The organism is Photobacterium lutimaris, from assembly GCF_003025555.1.
Taxonomy (GTDB): Bacteria; Pseudomonadota; Gammaproteobacteria; order Enterobacterales; family Vibrionaceae; genus Photobacterium; species Photobacterium lutimaris.
Map to the genome: position 1 here is coordinate 845,047 of NZ_PYMH01000001.1, position 18,411 is coordinate 863,457.

At 44.3% G+C, this 18,411-nt stretch carries 13 protein-coding genes; 7 read left to right on the top strand and 6 right to left on the bottom strand.

All coding sequences use genetic code 11. From position 1 onward, the window contains the following. Positions 1 to 3,153 carry an efflux RND transporter permease subunit gene (locus C9I99_RS03640; RefSeq protein ID WP_107347461.1) on the top strand — a complete coding sequence of 1,051 codons (3,153 nt, stop codon included), beginning with the start codon at positions 1 to 3 and terminating at the stop codon, positions 3,151 to 3,153. A gap of 106 nt (positions 3,154 to 3,259) precedes the next feature. Here the strand turns inward: C9I99_RS03640 and C9I99_RS03645 are convergent, their stop codons facing one another. Continuing rightward, positions 3,260 to 4,411 carry a S1 family peptidase gene (locus C9I99_RS03645; RefSeq protein WP_166645359.1) on the bottom strand — a complete coding sequence of 384 codons (1,152 nt, stop codon included), beginning with the start codon at positions 4,409 to 4,411 and terminating at the stop codon, positions 3,260 to 3,262. 299 nt (positions 4,412 to 4,710) lie between these two features. Further along, entirely contained in the window at positions 4,711 to 5,805 is a 1,095-nt protein-coding gene (locus C9I99_RS03650; RefSeq protein ID WP_107347463.1) for a S1 family peptidase, read from the bottom strand. A 334-nt stretch (positions 5,806 to 6,139) separates the two neighbouring features. On the opposite strand from C9I99_RS03650, the gene C9I99_RS03655 reads away from it, so the two are divergent. Continuing rightward, entirely contained in the window at positions 6,140 to 6,964 is an 825-nt protein-coding gene (locus C9I99_RS03655; protein ID WP_107347464.1) for a DUF5718 family protein, read from the top strand. 70 nt (positions 6,965 to 7,034) lie between these two features. Here C9I99_RS03655 and C9I99_RS03660 read toward each other — a convergent pair whose 3' ends face one another. After that, complete coding sequence (locus tag C9I99_RS03660; RefSeq protein WP_107347465.1) at positions 7,035 to 8,027, bottom strand: lipid A deacylase LpxR family protein; 993 nt, start codon at positions 8,025 to 8,027, stop codon at positions 7,035 to 7,037. Positions 8,028 to 8,246: 219 nt separating this feature from the next. Here C9I99_RS03660 and C9I99_RS03665 point away from each other — a divergent pair, with 219 nt between their 5' ends. After that, positions 8,247 to 9,098 (top strand): sulfurtransferase, encoded by an 852-nt coding sequence (locus C9I99_RS03665; RefSeq protein ID WP_107347466.1) that lies wholly within the window; start codon positions 8,247 to 8,249, stop codon positions 9,096 to 9,098. A 94-nt stretch (positions 9,099 to 9,192) separates the two neighbouring features. Here the strand turns inward: C9I99_RS03665 and C9I99_RS03670 are convergent, their stop codons facing one another. Then, a complete protein-coding gene (locus C9I99_RS03670) occupies positions 9,193 to 10,011 on the bottom strand; it encodes a phosphate ABC transporter substrate-binding protein (RefSeq protein ID WP_107347467.1) in 819 nt (272 codons plus the stop codon). 104 nt (positions 10,012 to 10,115) lie between these two features. Beyond that, positions 10,116 to 10,985, bottom strand: coding sequence for a GGDEF domain-containing protein (locus C9I99_RS03675; protein WP_107347468.1), 870 nt, complete (start codon positions 10,983 to 10,985; stop codon positions 10,116 to 10,118). 524 nt (positions 10,986 to 11,509) lie between these two features. On the opposite strand from C9I99_RS03675, the gene C9I99_RS03680 reads away from it, so the two are divergent. Further along, complete coding sequence (locus tag C9I99_RS03680) at positions 11,510 to 13,165, top strand: ATPase RavA domain-containing protein (RefSeq protein WP_107347469.1); 1,656 nt, start codon at positions 11,510 to 11,512, stop codon at positions 13,163 to 13,165. Between the two features lie 14 nt (positions 13,166 to 13,179). Continuing rightward, positions 13,180 to 14,628 carry an ATPase RavA stimulator ViaA gene (viaA, locus tag C9I99_RS03685; RefSeq protein ID WP_107347470.1) on the top strand — a complete coding sequence of 483 codons (1,449 nt, stop codon included), beginning with the start codon at positions 13,180 to 13,182 and terminating at the stop codon, positions 14,626 to 14,628. Positions 14,629 to 14,748: 120 nt separating this feature from the next. On the opposite strand, the gene C9I99_RS03690 is transcribed toward viaA, so the two are convergent. After that, the gene (locus tag C9I99_RS03690; RefSeq protein WP_107347471.1) at positions 14,749 to 15,843 is read right to left on the bottom strand and encodes a transporter substrate-binding domain-containing protein; all 1,095 of its coding nucleotides are present in this window, start codon (positions 15,841 to 15,843) and stop codon (positions 14,749 to 14,751) included. A 286-nt stretch (positions 15,844 to 16,129) separates the two neighbouring features. On the opposite strand from C9I99_RS03690, the gene C9I99_RS03695 reads away from it, so the two are divergent. After that, complete coding sequence (locus C9I99_RS03695; RefSeq protein WP_107347472.1) at positions 16,130 to 17,536, top strand: NfeD family protein; 1,407 nt, start codon at positions 16,130 to 16,132, stop codon at positions 17,534 to 17,536. Between the two features lie 72 nt (positions 17,537 to 17,608). After that, complete coding sequence (locus tag C9I99_RS03700; RefSeq protein ID WP_107347473.1) at positions 17,609 to 18,382, top strand: slipin family protein; 774 nt, start codon at positions 17,609 to 17,611, stop codon at positions 18,380 to 18,382. Positions 18,383 to 18,411: the final 29 nt, after the last annotated feature.

The following is an 18,411-nucleotide window of genomic DNA, read 5'->3' on the forward strand; positions in this document are numbered from 1 at the left end:
ATGCTAAGTCGCTTTTTTATCCAGCGCCCTAAGTTTGCGCTGGTTATATCAATTATTCTAACGCTGGCGGGGGCGATTGCCGTCCTGAATCTGCCTGTGGCGGAATACCCTAAAATCAGTCCGCCATCTGTTGGCGTGACAGCTTACTATTCTGGTGCTAGTGCAGAAACAGTAGAAGAGGCGATTGCCGATCCGATTGAAGCGTCAGTCAACGGCGTTGAAAACATGATTTACATGTCTTCAAAAAGTGCGAACGATGGTTCGTATAGCCTGAATGTGACGTTTGATATCGGTACTGACCCTGACATGGCTCAGGTTAACGTTCAAAACCGTGTGTCTCAGATTGAGTCTAAATTACCTGCAGAAGTGCGTATGGTGGGTGTGACGGTTAAGAAGCGCTCCCCTGACTTGCTGATGGTACTTAACTTCTATTCGCCTGAAGGCCGTTATGATGACCAGTTCCTGATCAACTACATTAACCTTAATGTGAAAGATCAGCTGGCGCGTGTGACTGGTATCAGTGAGGTTAATGTTATTGGTGGCGGTGAATACGCAATGCGTGTTTGGCTAAACCCAGAGAAAATGGCCAACCTGAATCTGACCACCTCTGATATTAATGCCGCTTTATCTGAGCAGAATGTTCAGGTTGCAGCCGGCCAAGTCGGTGCGGCACCATACAACAACCCTCAAGAAGTTCAGTTTAACCTGGTTACTAAAGGTCGACTGCAAACCGTAGAAGAGTTCGAAGATGTCGTTCTTCGTGCGAACAATGACGGTTCAATGGTATACCTGAAGGATGTTGCTCGCGTTGAGCTGGGTAAGAAATTCTACAGCGGTAACGGCATGTTTCGTGGTCAGGCAGCCTCAATTGTCGCGCTGAACCTTCAGTCTGATGCTAACGCATTGGAAAGTGGTCAGGCGGTAATGGATTTGCTGGAGCGCATGAGCGCGGATTTCCCTGAGGGCATGGAGTACGAGACCAGTTACGATACAACTTTGTTTGTTGCTGAGTCTATCAAAGGCGTTGTTGTTACTCTGATTCAGGCAATCTTGCTGGTAATCGCTGTAACCTATATGTTCCTTGGCAGTGTACGTTCGACATTGATCCCGGTTGTTGCTATTCCTGTCTCGCTTATCGGTACTTTCGCCATCATGTTGGCTGCTGGGTTTACCATTAACACGGTGACGCTGTTTGGTCTTATCTTGGCTATCGGTATCGTGGTGGATGATGCGATTTTGGTTATCGAACAGGTCGATACCAACATGAAGCGTGACCCAAGCCTGACACCGGCTAAAGCAACCTTGATCGCGATGAAAGAGGTTACGGGTCCGATTGTGACGTCTACGATGGTACTGCTGGCAGTATTCATTCCAGTTGCAATGTTGCCTGGGATAACCGGTATTATGTATCGTCAGTTTGCCTTGACGATCTGTATCTCGGTTGTGATCTCATCGGTCAATGCATTGACGCTTTCACCGGCACTGTGTTCGTTAGTCCTTAAGCAAGGTGGTGGTAATACCGCACGTTGGTTCGAAATCTTTAACCGTGGCCTTGATAAGGTGACGTTAAAGTATGGCTCGATCGCAGGCTTCATGGTGCGTAAAGTCGCGTTGCTTGTTACTTTCTTTGTACTTGCAGTCGGTGCCGTTACTTTCCTATCGAAAACAACGTCAACTGCATTTGTACCGACTGAAGATAAAGGTATCTTGCTGGTTAACGTTCAGCTGCCGGACTCCGCATCTCTGTCTCGTACTGAAGAAACCACTAAAAAGCTACAGGCAATCCTTGCTGATGAGCCGGGTATTGAGGGGATTACCGTTGCAAACGGTTATGCATTCCTAACAGGTGCCGCAGCGTCAAACGGTGCATCTTTGTTCATCAAATTGAAAGATTGGGATGAACGAAATGCAATGGACGGAGAGCATTCATCTTTTGCCATTTCGAATCGTGTTAATGGTCGAGCTGCGATGGAGCTGCCAGAAGCGATTGTTTTTGCAATGGGTGCACCAGCGGTACCGGGTATGGGTGCTGCGGATGGCTTCGAATTTGTCCTTGAGGATACCTTGGGTCGAAGTCGAACCGATTTGGCTAATGTCATGGGTGAAATGATTCAGGTAGCAAACCAGCAACCTGAAATCCAGTTTACCTTCAGTACATTCCGTGCCAACGTGCCTCACTATTACATTGATGTCGACCGAGTGAAAGCGAAGCAACTCGGTATTCCGTTGACGGAAATCTTCCAAACGCTACAGGGTAACCTGGGGTCAATGTACGTTAATGACTTTACGATGTACGGTAAGAATTTCCGCGTAACGGTTCAGGCTGACAGTGATTACCGTGATAGCTTAGATGCGTTGGAGCGATTCCATGTACGTTCATCATCAGGTGAAATGATCCCGCTAAGTACGATCACGTCTGTAAAGCAGGTATTTGAACCTGATGTGGCATGGCGTTACAACATGTACCGCTCAGCGGTTATTCAAGGTAGTCCAGCGCCGGGTTACTCAAGTGGTGATGCAATCGCAGCCATGGAGCGTGTTGCTGCTGAGGTCTTACCTCAAGGCTATCAGTATGAGTGGACGGGTATGGCTTACCAAGAAGTTAAAGCGGGTAACCAAGCCATTTACGCCTTTGCACTAGCACTTGTATTTATCTACCTGTTTATGGTGGCGCAGTACGAGAGCTGGAGTATTCCGCTGGCCATTATCCTTGTTGTGCCTGTGGCGACATTAGGTTCATTCTTGGCACTGGCTATAACGGGGACACCGCTGAACTTGTATGCTCAGATCGGTTTGGTTCTTTTGATTGCGCTGGCAGCGAAGAACGCTATCTTGATTGTCGAATTCGCCAAGATTGAGCGTGAAGAGAAAGAACTGGATATTGAACAAGCGGCTGTTCGTGGTGGTAAGCTACGCTTCCGTGCGGTAAATATGACCTCTTGGTCGTTTATCTTGGGTATTCTGCCATTGATCTTCGCAAGCGGTGCCGGCCATATCAGCCAGAACTCGCTAGGTATTTCACTGACCGGTGGTCTACTGTGTGTATTGTTAGCCGGTACTTTCCTTATCCCAGGATTCTTTGCTCTGGTACAGCGTCGTCGTGAGAAATTCCACGGTGGTTCAACCAAGTTGATTCCTCTGGATGATGAATAACTTGCTCGTGGAACACTGAGTGAAGTTCAAACTAAAAAGCTCCCATTGATGGGAGCTTTTTTTATGGTTCAACTATGACAATTTAAATTGTCTGGTCAATAATCGATTAACAAGCTTTACGTCGGAGAAGGGCAAGTGCCGCCAAACTGAATAACCCTGAGATTGGCAAGCTACCACCGCCACCTGAGCCGCCTTTGTTGGTTCCGCCGTTACCACCTTTACTATCAGGTTTGTCTTCTTTAACTTTTTCAAATGGATCGACATTGAACGTTGACGTTTTGACCTCACTTAAAGTCAACCCCGTCTTTGCTTCGATCCAGTTGTAATAGCTGGAAAGTTCAGTGTATAAGCCATTCGATTGAGCTGCAGTGTGACCTGCTTGCTTGTACTCACAACTAGGACCATTACTGGTGACACCGATGACACGAAGACCTAAATCAGAGTCGCTAGAATAACTTTGGTTCTGCCAAACTAATGGGCCTCCAGAATCACCACGACATACGTCTTTCTTTATGTCTGGGCTGTTACTATCAGCACAGATGAAGTGGGATTCATCTTTGTCGAACTCGTACTTTGTATTGCACTGAGTGATCGGAATGCCACCAAGCTTGACAATTCTTAAGTTATTAGGAGACTCGTAATCAGGTTCTGTGCTTCCCCAACCAGAAGTTATAAGATTGGCTTTGGAGTAGGCGCCAGTATTCCAAGTATTTTGAAAGTCCTGATTAATATTAACTTGCTCTTCAGGAGTTGCGATTTTGATAGGTTTAGCTAATCCATTTTCTAGAAATGAACGATTAACCCTCAATAAAGCGATATCATTATCAGCTTTAAAGATCGGCTCAACTTTACCCACGTAACCTTCGTGGTAAATCTTTTCAACAATGGTGAACTTGAATTTTGGGTCAATGTTTTTTGCGTTCTGAGTCGTATTTTTAATTGTATTGGTACCAGCAATCAAAGTATTACCAATAAAAGCAACAGGGCTAAGATCATTATTGACGACACAGTGTGCGGCAGTTACAGCCCAAAATTCGCTGATAATAACAGCACCACAAGCCGACATTGCTGCTGAGTAATCGCTGCTATCAGCCTCTGCTAACATGGAAGCTTGCCAAGGGGCGATTAAGCTATTGGATAAGGTGGTAGCATCTTCACCATTTAAGACTCGTGCCTGGATCTGAGGATCACGTGCGTGTGCAGACAAACTGATGGTGCAGGCTGCGGCCAAGACGATTGGGGTTAATTGGATTTTCATAATGTCCTTGTGTGTTGCTTTGCTGTCATGCCGAGAGTATTTAATCAGCAATTGAACGCTGTTTTTATCGCGAGGCATGTTAATCGATTTTTTTTATAAATCCAATCAAAAAAATGCTTTGTTTGATGGTTTTGCTGTAACTATAAATCGATTCAATAGGTTAGCGGGGGAGTCATTATTGGTAAGTAAGATGATCTGGTAAAAAAAAGCCCCTATCGGTAATCGTTGAGGGGCTCTATTCATAATTTTGCCACGTTAAGAGTTAAGCTGAATCAACTGGCTAGCGCTTAATGAATGTCTTAATCGCGTAGTCGGCGGCGTAGAATACCAAGTACAGCTAGTCCGAATAACCCTGAGAGAGGCAAGCTACCACCGCCTGAACCACCGGAGCTGGTACCTGTCTTGCTCTCTGGATCACTGACTTTAGCAAATGGGTCAGTGCTAAAACTTGGTGTAGTTTGTGATGCTAGATCTAACCCCGTTTTGGCTTCGATCCAGTTATAGTAATAAGCGAGTTCAGTATAAAGACCATTTTTTTGTGAATCAGTATCACCACGGTCTTTTAAATGGCAGTATGGACCATTGCTCGTTACGCCAATAACCCTAAGGCCGAAGTCATCATCGCTGACTTTTTCCTGTACCTGCCAGACTAATGGCCCACCTGAGTCACCACGGCATACGTCTTTTTTAATTGCCGGGTTGTTGCTGTCAGCGCAAACAAAGTGTGAACTTTCACTGAGCGGGTAGTCAGCATTACAATCAGTCATTGGAATGCCGCCTAATTTAACGACCATTAATTCATTAGGTTGTTCAAAATTTGGTTCAGTGTAACCCCATCCGGAGGCGATGAGGTTCGCTTTTGAATAGCCGCTTGGGTTCCAACTATTGGCGAACTGGGTATTAGCCGCCTCTTGCTCTTGCTGGGTGGCCACTTTAATCGGTTTAGCCACGTCAAGCATCGAACGGTCGACTTTTAACAACGCGATATCATCATCTAGCGCGGGGCTGCTCAAGTACCCACGGTGAACAATTTTTTCTGTTATCGTGAATTTAAATTTGTCATCGATATCGTCCGCAGTACCACTCTGGTTTTTGACTATATTTGTGCCTGCTATCAGTGTGTTACTCATAAAAGGCTCGATGCAATGCGCAGCGGTAATAGCCCAAAAATCACTGATAACAACAGCTCCACAACCTGATGTGATATAAGTGCCATCGTTTAGTTGTGGCTCAGTTAGGAAAGCGGCCTGCCATGGTAAAAGCAAATCAGATGAAAGTTTACTTGCTTCTTCACCGTTCAATACACGTGTTTGAATATTGGATTCATCAGCGAAACTAGGAGCAACGGACAAGCAAGCCAACGCGACAGCAACGGGGGTATATTTTAATTTCATATCATCCTTTTTCTTGTTTTTTTGAGCTAAATAAAAAAGTTGGCCATCGATAGATGGACGGTGTTAAACACATCGGCCAACAATGCTCTTGCTAGTAAATGTACATTGTTTTTATGAAAGGTATGGTAAAGACAGTGATTAATATTTCCAGTCAAAAAAGTGCTATGTGTGACGAGGTTACCAATTATTCACTGGGTCAATGCATTTTTGGGTTTTTATTGGTAAGGGGTGAATGTTGATCTAATGCAAAGCCTTGAGATCTTCTGATCGTTATTATTGTAGTAGCACGTTATACTGCAATCTGATATTGAGTATTAACAAAGAGTTGCAGTATATGACTTATAAGCATGTCATTGGCTTTGGTGTTGCAGGCAATTTTGCTGGCCACTTAGAGCAAGCTGGTGAAGACAAAGATTTCTTAGCGGTAGAAGTTAAAGAAGCGGTACAGCCAAAAGCGATTTTTCCTTTTTATGTACCATCAGAGAAGGCTGGGTTCCTTTCTACTTACCCATTGTCATCTGATACCATTATCCCCCCAAACGATGCTGATAACCTGCAAATTGAACCTGAAGTGGCATTGATTTGTGATATTGAATATCAAGACAAAAAGGTTGTTGCGATTAAGCCGCATGGTTTCGCTGCATATAATGATTGCTCTATTCGCAAGCCGAATGCAAAGAAAATCAGTGAGAAGAAAAACTGGGGAGTGGAGACCAAAGGGATTTCATCACACGTGATTGAAATCGATCACCTTCGTGAAGGCGGCAAGTTGGATAACTTCCGTATTGCTAGCTTCCATAAGCGAGGCGACACCATTTCGCGCTACGGTGAAGACAGTCCTGTAATCGGTTATAGCTATTTCCACGAAAAGCTACTGAACTGGATTGTTGATCGTATGAACCATCAGCAAGATGTTGGCCCAACAGAAAACATTGCTGATTTTCTGGAAAGTGCAGGTTACCCATCACAGGCTGTGATCAGCATTGGTGCGACTCGCTACACTGAGTTTGGTGAATCGACATTCCTGAAATCAGGGGATACCAGTATGGTCGTTGTTTACGATGGTACAGTTTACAGCCCTGAGGAAATCACAGTGATGGCAGAAAAGCAGTTGTTTGCCGAGCAGGGTATTTCTGCCTTGGTTCAGTCTGTCGCTTAAGCCAATGAAAAAGCACTGTGAAAACAGTGCTTTTTCTACTTTTACGTTACAGGGTCGCGTACTGGTTATCTTATAGTCGCCAGAACAACTCTAATGAGCCATTTGAATTTGAGCGGTGCTTATTTTCTTTAAACTCTGGTGTATTGGTTGCAAAGCTCAGGCTAACTCCCCATTTGGGCTGATAGTATACGCCGCCAAAAACGGCTGTTGCTTGCCAATGTTCAACGTTAGTATCGGGTACTTCACTTGGTCGGTCACCGTCAATGGTAATATCGTTGAGGCGATAACGCCCTTCGATGCCGGTAAATAGGAAATACCCAGAACGACTTGAAGATAGCACGCCAATATCAACGAAATTGCCTGGTGAGAACCCTGTTGTACCAAAGTTGCTAGCCAAATCATTACCCCAGCGAGCAACACCACCTACAGCAACTTCACTCTGGTAATTACCAACATTTATTCTACCAACACCACTTAAATCGTAGTCATCCATTAAGTAAGCTTGGTTGCGGGTAAGCAATCGGTGGCCTTGATACCCGAGATTGAAGACGAGTGTATTTTTAATCTGGTAATCCCAACCCATCGGCTCATCGGAGCCAACGATCTCATGAATGAATTTTTGACCTTGTTCAGCGAACGAATTGGGGCCAATGACTCCGAGCATCAGGCTGAACTTATCGACGAAGGTCGGTGTGTATTGATAGGCACTAGATTCTAAAAAGAGTAGGCCGGCATAGGGACGTTCATTTTCCGGTGGTTCAATAGACTCAATATCCTCAGGGGTCCACATCTGTTGCCCGAGTGTTAAACTCCAACCTTGTTTCGTTCCTTCTTTAAGGGGTAGGTATTGACTAAACTGGCGGATAGGCGTTGGTGCGGTTTCTGCTAAATTTGATGAGAAGGGTGAATTGTACTCAAGAAAAATACCATTGGTGTAATTCTGGTCGGTACCGACAATGCCGTCATTGTCCATGGAAAACGAAAAGCTGCCTGAATTGTATGCGAAGGTACTGGGAGCGAACGCAGAAAGACAAGCCAAAAGTACGGGTGGAAATTGTTTCATTGGTAATCCTTTGGTACAACAAGGAGGATGAAAGTCTACAGTGAATGCGCTAGGCATATTTTTAGTTGTTATGATTAAACCGAGACTAAATCAAACTGTGTACACAAACATGTTCATCCATTAATGCGTTCATCATATCGAAAGGAAGAGATTTATCGCTAGTGTTTTTAATTAATAAGCGTAAATCTTTGTGAATATCCGGCTTTATAAGGAAAAGGAATGTCAACGCTCAAAATCACATCGCCATTAGTATCGGCTTCTTGGCTAGCCGAACATCTTTCGGAACCTGAACTGGTCGTGCTTGATGCAACTTGGTTTTTGCCTGATTCTGGTAGGGATGCGCAAAAGGAATGGCAAGAAAAGCGCATACCGAATGCGCGCTTTTTTGATTTCGATAAACGAATTGCACATCCTGCAGCGTCGTTTCCACATATGCTGCCAGAGCCTGAGCACTTCGCGAGAGAGGTTGAGCTATTAGGTATCTCAAGTCAAAGTAAGATTGTCGTTTATGATAGCCAAGGTATATTTTCTGCACCTCGTGTTTGGTGGATGTTCCGAGTCATGGGACATTCTCAAGTCGCTGTTCTCGACGGGGGACTTCCGGCTTGGGAAGTAGCGTCTCAGCCTATTGAAAGTGGTTCACCTACAACGTTCTCCTCTGGAGAGTTTAGAGCGGAATACCAACCTCATTGGGTGATCGATGGTGACGGTTTGCTTGAAAAGCTCAATTCGCCAGATATCCAGGTTTTAGATGCGAGGGCGGCCGCGAGGTTTTATGGCACCCAGCCCGAGCCGAGGAAAGGGGTTAGAAGTGGTCATATGCCTAGCGCTAAGAGCCTGCCTTTTGGCCAGCTACTTAAGGATGGACACTTTTTACCACCAGAACAATTGAAGAAGCGGTTTGATGCAGTCAGTGATATCGATCAACGGTTAATTTTTAGCTGTGGCTCTGGCGTTACGGCTTGTATTTTAGCGCTAGCAGCAGAGTTGTCTGGGCGAGAGAGGATCACTGTATATGATGGGTCGTGGACTGAATGGGGGGCAACCAACAAATACCCCGTTGTTTTATAATACATATCACTAAAATCCGCCTTGGTTATACAGGCACAGTACGCATGTACTGTGCCTTTTACGCTAACATCTATACCAATCCGATTAGCTTATGCTAGTCGATGACAGATACGTATCCACGTTGTTCAATTAGGCTTTGGCCCGATATTGACAGTACATAATCAACAAACTTCTGTGCATCGTCGTTTATCTGTTTTTCTTTATATAGCATCAAGAAAGGACGGGAGATTTTGTATTTGCCTGACTCAAGGTTGTCGAGAGACGGTGACACACCTTCAAAGTCGAGAGCTTTGATAGAATCGTCGACAGAGCCCAGCGAGACATAGCCCAGTGCGTGTCTGTTACGTGAAACTAAACTCTTAACCGTACCATTGGTATTGACGATCAGCACTTGAGGGTTGATATCCGAAACGGTTTGGCCTTTAATCTTCTGGGTTAGCCCCATAAACTCTTCAAAAGAAAAACGTGAACCTGACGCGTTTTCACGGCTAACAACCGCAATTTCCAGGTCCGACCCGCCGACTTCTTTCCAGTTGCTTATCTCACCGTGGTAGATTTTTTCGACCTGATCTTTAGTGAGGTTATCGACAGGGTTTTCTTTATGTACTACCAGTGCAATACCGTCATGGGCGATGGTCACTGTCGAGATATCTGGGGTGATCTCGTCGGGCTTCAGATAGCGGGAACTCATTCCTAAGTCAGCGACATTTTGTTTTACGGCACTGATCCCAGCCGAAGAGCCAATGCCCTGTACTTCAATCTGTGTTTCTCCGTGGTTACTCGAATAGGTTTCAGCCAAAATCTCAACGATATGGCTTGCAGACGTTGAGCCGGTGACCGTGACCCTTTCTTTCGCTTGAACTGAAAAAGTCAGGCTAGCAATAAGGGCGCAAAGAGTTGTTCTGGTAAGCATTTTATTCTCCAAAGTACACCAGAAAAGGTTGGCGCCAATCTTATTACGGCTTTATGACACTAATGTGAAAAAGTACAGGGTAAGAGAAGGGAAGTGAACAACCCCTATGCGTATACTGGTCGCTTGTTTAGCTTTTCTTGATACATTGCCTTGTCGGCTTTGGCCAGAATTGAGTCAGGATCACTCAGGTTACCGGGATAATATGGGGACAAGCCAATACTGATATCTATCTTGTAGGCTTTTCGGGTGGGAGAGGAAACATCATATAACTCATCGATCCAGGCTTGGCAAATATCAGGGTTATCTGATGGCAGCAATACAACAAATTCATCCCCACCGATACGGTAAATATGGCTGCCAGTTGGCACGGTTTTGGTTAGGTATTCAGCAATAGTCGTCAGCAGCTTATCACCGCATTGATGGCTGAAGGTGTCATTTACTTGCTTGAAGTTATCAAGATCTATGTAGGCCAATATACCGCGCTTGGTATTGATCGCCATCTCATCAAAGCGGCGAAATAACGCACGGCGATTATTAAGGCCGGTAAGATCATCTTCAAGGGCTAACTGGCTGAGACTTACTTCTAGTGTTTGTGACACTTCAACTTGTCGGTGAAGTTCTGATATTAATGTACGGTGAATATCGAGCATTTTTACAAAGCAGAAGCAAATCAGAAAAACGCCGATATGCATAAAGATGTCGTCACTTGAGTCAATTAACCAATGATCGTTTAGCTCGGGTATTTCATCAAGTAAATCGGCCGTTACGCCAAGTGCATAAGTACCCAATGCTAATTTCATCCACCCACGAATTTTCTGATCCATATCTTCACGTAGCAACATGATGATGAGAACCAACGTTAGCACAGAAACGATAATATCGAGTTTGCCGCTTGAAGGGACGAGCGCAGATAGCAGTACACCAATACAAACCACAATGGTCATTCGTGTAGGTAATTGAGACAGTGGGCTCATAATGAGTATTTATAATCGCGTGAAGGCCATTTTCATTATCTTTGCAGAGTCGTTCAACACTCACAAAGGGTTTTATTGAATAGGGGAAAAACTTAAATTGCAGTCGGATCTTTCATTATTATAGGTGATGCCAATGAGTTGTATTTGACCCTTTTGTCAGGAGTATCGAATGGCGTCATCGGTTCTGGCACTTAGCGTACGTATATTCAGTGTTAGAAACAAATTAAAGACCATGTTGAGACAACCTTTTTGTTTCTTGTCTATTAAGAAATCAATCCAGATACATAATATTTGAGTTTCTATGCGGTTTATTAGTTTTTTGTTCGTCACTACATATTGTTTGTGTTAACTCGATCTCATTTCTGGAAACAAAGATTGACCTCTGGTAGCCAGCCAAACTCTTTGATATATAAAGAGTGTAACGAAATATTTCAATTTACAATATTGTAACATTTGGTGGTTTGTGTCTATCCTCAGTATAAGTACGAAAGTACAGGGATATGGCAACTTAAGAGGTCGGAAATATGCTGACAATGGCAAGAAGAGCGCAGCCTAATAAAGCGCTTGTTTCTGAAAGGATTCAGAAACTAATCAAAGCGTTATCAAATGGCGTATATGAAAGAGAAGAAACGATTAAGTTATGTCTTCTCGCCGCGCTTGCTGGTGAGAGTGTGTTTCTATTGGGGCCTCCCGGTATTGCAAAAAGCTTGATTGCAAAGCGATTGATTCAGGCTTTCGATAACAGCCAGTTTTTCGACTATCTAATGACCCGTTTTTCGACGCCAGAAGAAGTCTTTGGCCCACTTTCTATTCAGGAACTTAAAGATAACGGCAAGTATGTACGGTTAGTTGATGGTTATCTGCCAACCGCCCAAGTGGTGTTCCTTGATGAAATTTGGAAGGCCGGACCGGCGATTCTTAATACCTTATTGACAGTAGTAAATGAGCGAACCTTCAAGAATGGCCAAGATGTTCTGCCTGTGCCTATGCGTCTGTTGATAACAGCGTCTAACGAATTACCCGAAGAAGACAGTGGCTTAGAGGCTCTGTATGACAGGATGCTGGTGAGGGTGTTTGTTAATCGTATTCAGGAAAAGCAAAATTTTAAAGCGATGTTGATGGGGGAAGGCCCGACCATACAGGAGCTAGAACCCGGCCTGGCAATCACTGATGAAGAGTACGATGATTGGCAGCTGCATATTGAAGACATCAAGCTCTCTGAAGATATTTTCGAGAAGGTGTATCAGCTCAAAACCATGATTGAGCAGCGTGCAGAAGGCGTTGAAACGGTTGATGAGCATGAAAGCGAACTGTACATCTCTGATCGGCGCTGGAAGAAATCTGTTCGGTTATTGAAAGCCAGTGCCTTCTACAACGGACGAGATGCTATTAATCCTCTTGATTTACTGTTACTGCAAGATTGTATGTGGCATAGCCCAGAGTCTCGAAATGTAATCAGGGAAATTGTTAGCGACTTTGCCATTGAGAAGGCATTTAACCAGGAATCAGCTCAAATCAATGCTGCTGATGCACAATCGATTATTGATGACGTTAATGCCGATGTGGCCACTGAACTGGCCGTGAATTTGAGCCGTGAAAGCATGATGCGTAAAGAATGGTTCAAATGCGATCTCAGTGGTGCAAAACGGTATACCGTAAATCATAATCCACGAATGATCAAATTGGTGATGTTGCAACATAACCCCTCTGTTTCCGAACAAGAGAAAGGTGACAGCCGGTGGGTTTATATTGACGGTGATGATTTCGAGAAAAAAATCAAGACCGGTCAATGTGATATTTATGGCTTTGTAAATAAGAATACACATCTGTGCCGACTGCAGTTCGAGGTGAATGCCCAGCTTCAACTGGTTATTAAAGATATTGCTAATCGATCGGTGTTGGTGGGTATTGCTGGTGACAATGGGATTTCTCAGGTGCAACAAGAGCACTGGGTTGCTATGGCAGAAAAAGCGTCCTTAAAAGTGTTGGATGCGGAGCATAACCTTAAGATTTCTCGCAGTAGCTTCCACGGCGCTCTACCACATAACTTTATCGACCCTCAATTACCTGAGCGAATTGAGCAGAGTTTATCGCAAGCAACGGATTCGGTGCATGACCTGAAAGTAATGGTTGATAAAAGTGTATTCCGTATTAGTCGCTTGACTGAATACTTTGCTTAGCGGGAGTGTAGGTTATGCCGGTTTCTGAAGGTATAAATCTGGCGATGATGCTATCTGAATCCGGCATCATCGATAATGCAGTGCATGAACTGATGATGCATCAGCAGTTAATTGTTGCTGCGGAAGCTAACCCAGGCATTAAATCTGCGATGAAGAAGCAGATCATGAAGTGGCGAGGTCATGTGCAAAAACGGATGACCAATGTCAGTGTTGAAGAGCGCTTTCATCAAGAGATAGAGCTTTATCAGCAGGTATGCCAATGGGAGGCTGGTTATTTCTTTGATCACGTTGATAACGTAGTTAAACAACTAGAAGGCTACTCGGCTTTCTATTTTAAAGCGAAAACGTTGATAGAGCGGGAACATCAAAAGCACAACCCGATGTTCCAGAGCTATTTTTGTAGTCAGTGGCATAAGTACCTAACGCTTGCGCTGACAGAAGCCCAGCAAATTGAACTTGAGCAGCATAAAGAAAAACTGTTGGCAGATTTGTACCAGCGTATTGAAACCATGCAGCATATGGAGTCGGTGACAGAAGCCGGTGATGAGAAGAAAGCCGGCCGTTTATGGGACATGGCTAAAGCTAAGTTGACCAAAAGTGATGTCAGCACCCTAAAAGAGATGGCACATTTTCTGAAAAAGAATAGCGGCTTGAAAGAGATCGCTGAAAAGCTGGGTCGGATGGCCAATGAAGTGGATGATCCCAATAAAGAGCGGGTGCGCTCTGAAGATTTGAAAATGGTCGAAGAACAAAGTGATAGCGTTACGGATGACATTGTCGGCATCCATGAAAGTGACGACTTGTCTAAATTGCTTCCGAATGAAGCGATGTTCTTGGCCTATCCAGAGTTGGAGGTTGTATTTTATAAACATTTAGTCGATAAGCGGCTGTTAAACTACAAGATGCAAGGTGCACAGCGAAAACTACGCCGGGTGAAGGCGTATAAGCGTCAAACCAAGCAGGTTGAGCAAGACAAAGGTCCATTCATAGTCTGCATTGATGCATCAGGATCAATGAATGGATTTCCTGAGCAATGTGCTAAAGCATTGGCGTACGGCTTGATGCAAATTGCTTTAGCTGAGGATAGGGACTGTTACGTTATTATGTTCTCAACGCAACAGATAACCTATGAGTTGACTAAGCAAGATGGATTGAGTGAGGTGCTTAATTTTCTCTCTTATTCATTCCACGGCGGGACTGATTTAGGGCCAGTGCTTGATCAGTCGATAGAGCTAATGCTGGGGGGGAAATATAAGAATGCCGATTTGATCGTATTGTCCGATTTTATCGCACCGTCTCAGCCAGAAGAAATGATGAAACGAATTACAAAGCTAAAAGAAAGCCGAAATCGTTTTCATGCTGTCAGCTTATCGAAATATGGAAATCCCGAACTAATGACTATTTTTGATCATTGCTGGTCATATCACCCCTCTAAACTCGGGCGATTGCTGAAGTGGACATAAAGCACCAGATTAATTATGGTACTTGGCCATAGAGTGTAATCTGATTGTTGAAAAAATAATAGGTTTATAGTTGTCTTGGCTTGGGCGCTCATATGAGCGCCATTTTTTTATTGTCATATTTCATTTATCGGCAAAGTATTTATTGAGGGTTTGTCGCCAGCCCGGACTTTGGCGAATTTTGAGTAGCGCCCGGTTGAGCTTTTCTCGGTGAGGGCTGTTATTTTCTAACACTAAACCGTAGTTCTGCTTTTCAAACTGATATGGCAGAACTGACAGTGATTCATAATTTCCCAACTCTTTGGCTTTTTTAATCAAATATTTTAATACTGCATCATCTGCAACGATGGCTTCCACCTGTTCATTGTTCAGTGCTTCTAATAAATCATTGGTTGATTCAAAACTCTGATGGACAATACTGTGGCTGGTCAAAAATAAGGACGAGGTTGACTCCGCTTTGGCACCGACTCGGAGTTTCGCTAAATCGTTGGGTCCTTTGATATCACTGTTTAATAAACCAAGGGTAAAGGTACTGGCTAAAATTGCAGTAATGCTAGCAATGAAGAAGGTGGTAAATATCGCCAATAAAACGGTTAGTACGCGCCCTGTCAGCGTTTTAAATTCATAGTAATTGAACGGCCCTTTAGTGATAAACAGTAAACCAAGAATAAACCCTTCAACCAGTTGTGATTTTTTGGAGCGCATTGAATATAGTTTATCATTGACACGGTGTTCCAATAAGTAATAGATACCTCCCACAAATCCTGCAGTTATAAAGGCAAAGCTAAGCACGAACCATAGTTTTTTATTCGTAAAAATATTTTTAATCGATGATAAGTATCCTTGTTGCTTCACCGCTATAGCGAGGTGAGTCTCATAAAATGAATGAGAAAAATCGAGAATCTCTTCACGCTCTGGAGTGATTGAAATACATGAAACACCGATATTGAGCGCTTTGGTACTGACTTGATCCAAAAGCTCTCCCAGCTCATGATGGCTTATTTTATACTTTACGCCGAGCTCGACGGCAATTTGCTCCCATAAGTAGATGCTCAACCCAGATGGCACATCTGTTTCGCTTTCGATGACAAAGGGGGGACAATGGTAACTGCCTACTTTTACATGGTCATCGTTAGAGGCGTAGGCCACCTTGGAGGCTGCAAACAGGTAAGGGAAATACAGGCATGTGAATAATAAAATGCGGTGTATTGTTCTCATAGGGTGGCCATACTCCAGCTTAGGGTTACAAGCGAGTCATGAGTTAAGTATAAACATCATGGAATTTTCACAACCCTGTAATCAAAACCTTCTCATTGTGTTCAATGACAAGAGTGAATCCTGTCAACAATCCTTGCCATTTTTGAGAGCCCAGCAGAGAAGTTGCATAGTTAATGAAGTCAATGAGCTATGCTTATTAGCAAATTGGTTATTACCTTGATGGCACTAGTGCTGGGCTGAAAAGAACGGTGAACCGTGTTTTTAGTTAGCTTGGCGAGGAGCATGTATGAAAGTGTTGGCTATTCTAGCGGCACTCAGCATTTGGTTTTTTAGTCAGCCGGCGTTGGCGCAAAATGTATGGGTGATTGAAATTTCCGGCGGTATCGGGCCTGCAACCAGTGATTATATATCACGAGAAATCGAACAAGCGCACAAAGAGCAAGCCAGCTTCATTGTATTGAAAGTGGACACCCCCGGAGGTCTTGATACCTCTATGCGTGAGATTATCCGTGCGATTACAACCTCACCATTACCTGTTGCGACGTGGGTCGGCCCCGCTGGTGCTCGAGCAGCAAGTGCAGGGACATATATCCTCCTTGCTAGCCATGTCGCTGCGATGGCACCGGGTACGAACCTTGGCGCTGCTACACCTGTGTCACTTACCGCACCTGGAGGAAAAGATCCTGATGATTCGGGTGGTAATCCATTTGCTCCAAGACAAGACAAAGACAAAGAAACAGATTCTGACAGTGAAAAAGATGCTGGCAAGGAAAGCGATGGTGCTGATAGTGAGAAAGTTACTGCCAAAACCGCGATGGAAAAAAAAGTAATCAATGATGCACGAGCATACATCCGGGGCTTGGCAAAGCTGCATGGCCGAAATGAAGAGTGGGCAGAAACCGCCGTTACAGAAGCCGCCAGTATTGATGCTGAGAAAGCACTAGAGCTTAATGTTATTGATTTTCTAGCGTCAGATTTAGATAGCCTGATCACTCAGTCGAATGGACGTACGGTGATCGTTAATGGGCTTGAAGCCAAAATTGAATTGGCGAATGTCGCGTATATTGAGCGAGAGCAGGATTGGCGGTTTAAGTTGCTATCGGTTATCACCAACCCCAATGTTGCATACATATTGATGCTCATTGGGATCTATGGCTTGTTGCTTGAGTTCTATAATCCCGGGGTTGGGCTTCCCGGGGTATTAGGTGGAATTTGCTTATTACTGGCGATGTATTCTTTGCAGATGCTGCCGGTGAGCTATGCCGGTCTGGCTTTGCTGCTGTTGGGGATAGCGCTTATGGTTGCAGAAGCTTTCAGCCCCAGTTTTGGCATTCTTGGGCTTGGAGGGATAGTCGCCTTTGCGCTTGGCTCAGTCATGTTGATGGATACAGAAACACCGGGATACCAAATTGCCATTCCATTGATTGTTGGCCTGACAGTGGTATCGGCATTGTTTACCTTTGTCATTCTGACCTTGCTGCTCAAAACAAGGCGTAAGCCTGTCACTACCGGTGTTGAAGTCTTACTGGGTCAAGAGGCTATTGTAGTGAGCGGTTTCCCTGGTAGTGGCCGCGTGCTGGTGGATGGAGAAATTTGGCAGGCAAATTGCGACGCTGCATTGGTGAAAGGTGATAGGGTAACCGTAGTGCAAATACATGGCCTTTGTCTGGAAGTAAACCAACAGGCGAAATGAATCCAATGTGCTGGTATACCCAAGTGATTTCAAGGTGCTTGGGTATATAACCTTTTTATAAGGACCAATAATATGATCACATACTCATTAGCAACGATAATTGTATTGGTGTTCGTACTCATAGTTAGCATGTTTAAAGTGCTCCGAGAGTATGAACGTGCCGTTGTCTTTCTACTTGGGCGCTTTTACCAAGTGAAAGGACCTGGCCTAATCATCATCATTCCGGTTATTCAGCAAATGGTTCGGGTCGATTTGCGAACGATTGTATTGGATGTTCCTACACAAGACTTAATTACCCGCGATAACGTATCAGTTAAAGTCAATGCGGTTGTGTACTTCCGGGTTGTTGAGCCGAAAATGGCGATCAATAATGTGGAAAACTACCTCGAAGCTACAAGTCAGCTTTCTCAAACAACGCTACGTTCAGTGCTTGGTCAGCATGAACTCGATGAGTTGTTGTCAGCCCGTGAAGAGTTGAATAAAGATCTACAAGTGATCTTGGATCAGCATACTGACAACTGGGGGATAAAAATAGCTAATGTTGAGATCAAACATGTCGATCTTGATGAGAGTATGGTTCGCGCTCTTGCTCGCCAAGCAGAGGCAGAACGTTCACGCCGGGCTAAAGTGATTCATGCGACGGGTGAGCTTGAAGCATCGGCTAAATTACGGGAAGCGGCAGAAGTGCTCAATCGGTCACCTAATGCGGTTCAGTTGCGTTATATGCAGACATTAACTGAAATAGCTAACGATAGAACAGCCACTATTGTCTTTCCTATGCCTATTAATCTGGTTGAAAAATTAACCGATGCCATGGCGGCAGGTAAGAAAAAAGAAGATCAATAAACAGACTGAACAAGACTAACTGATAAGCC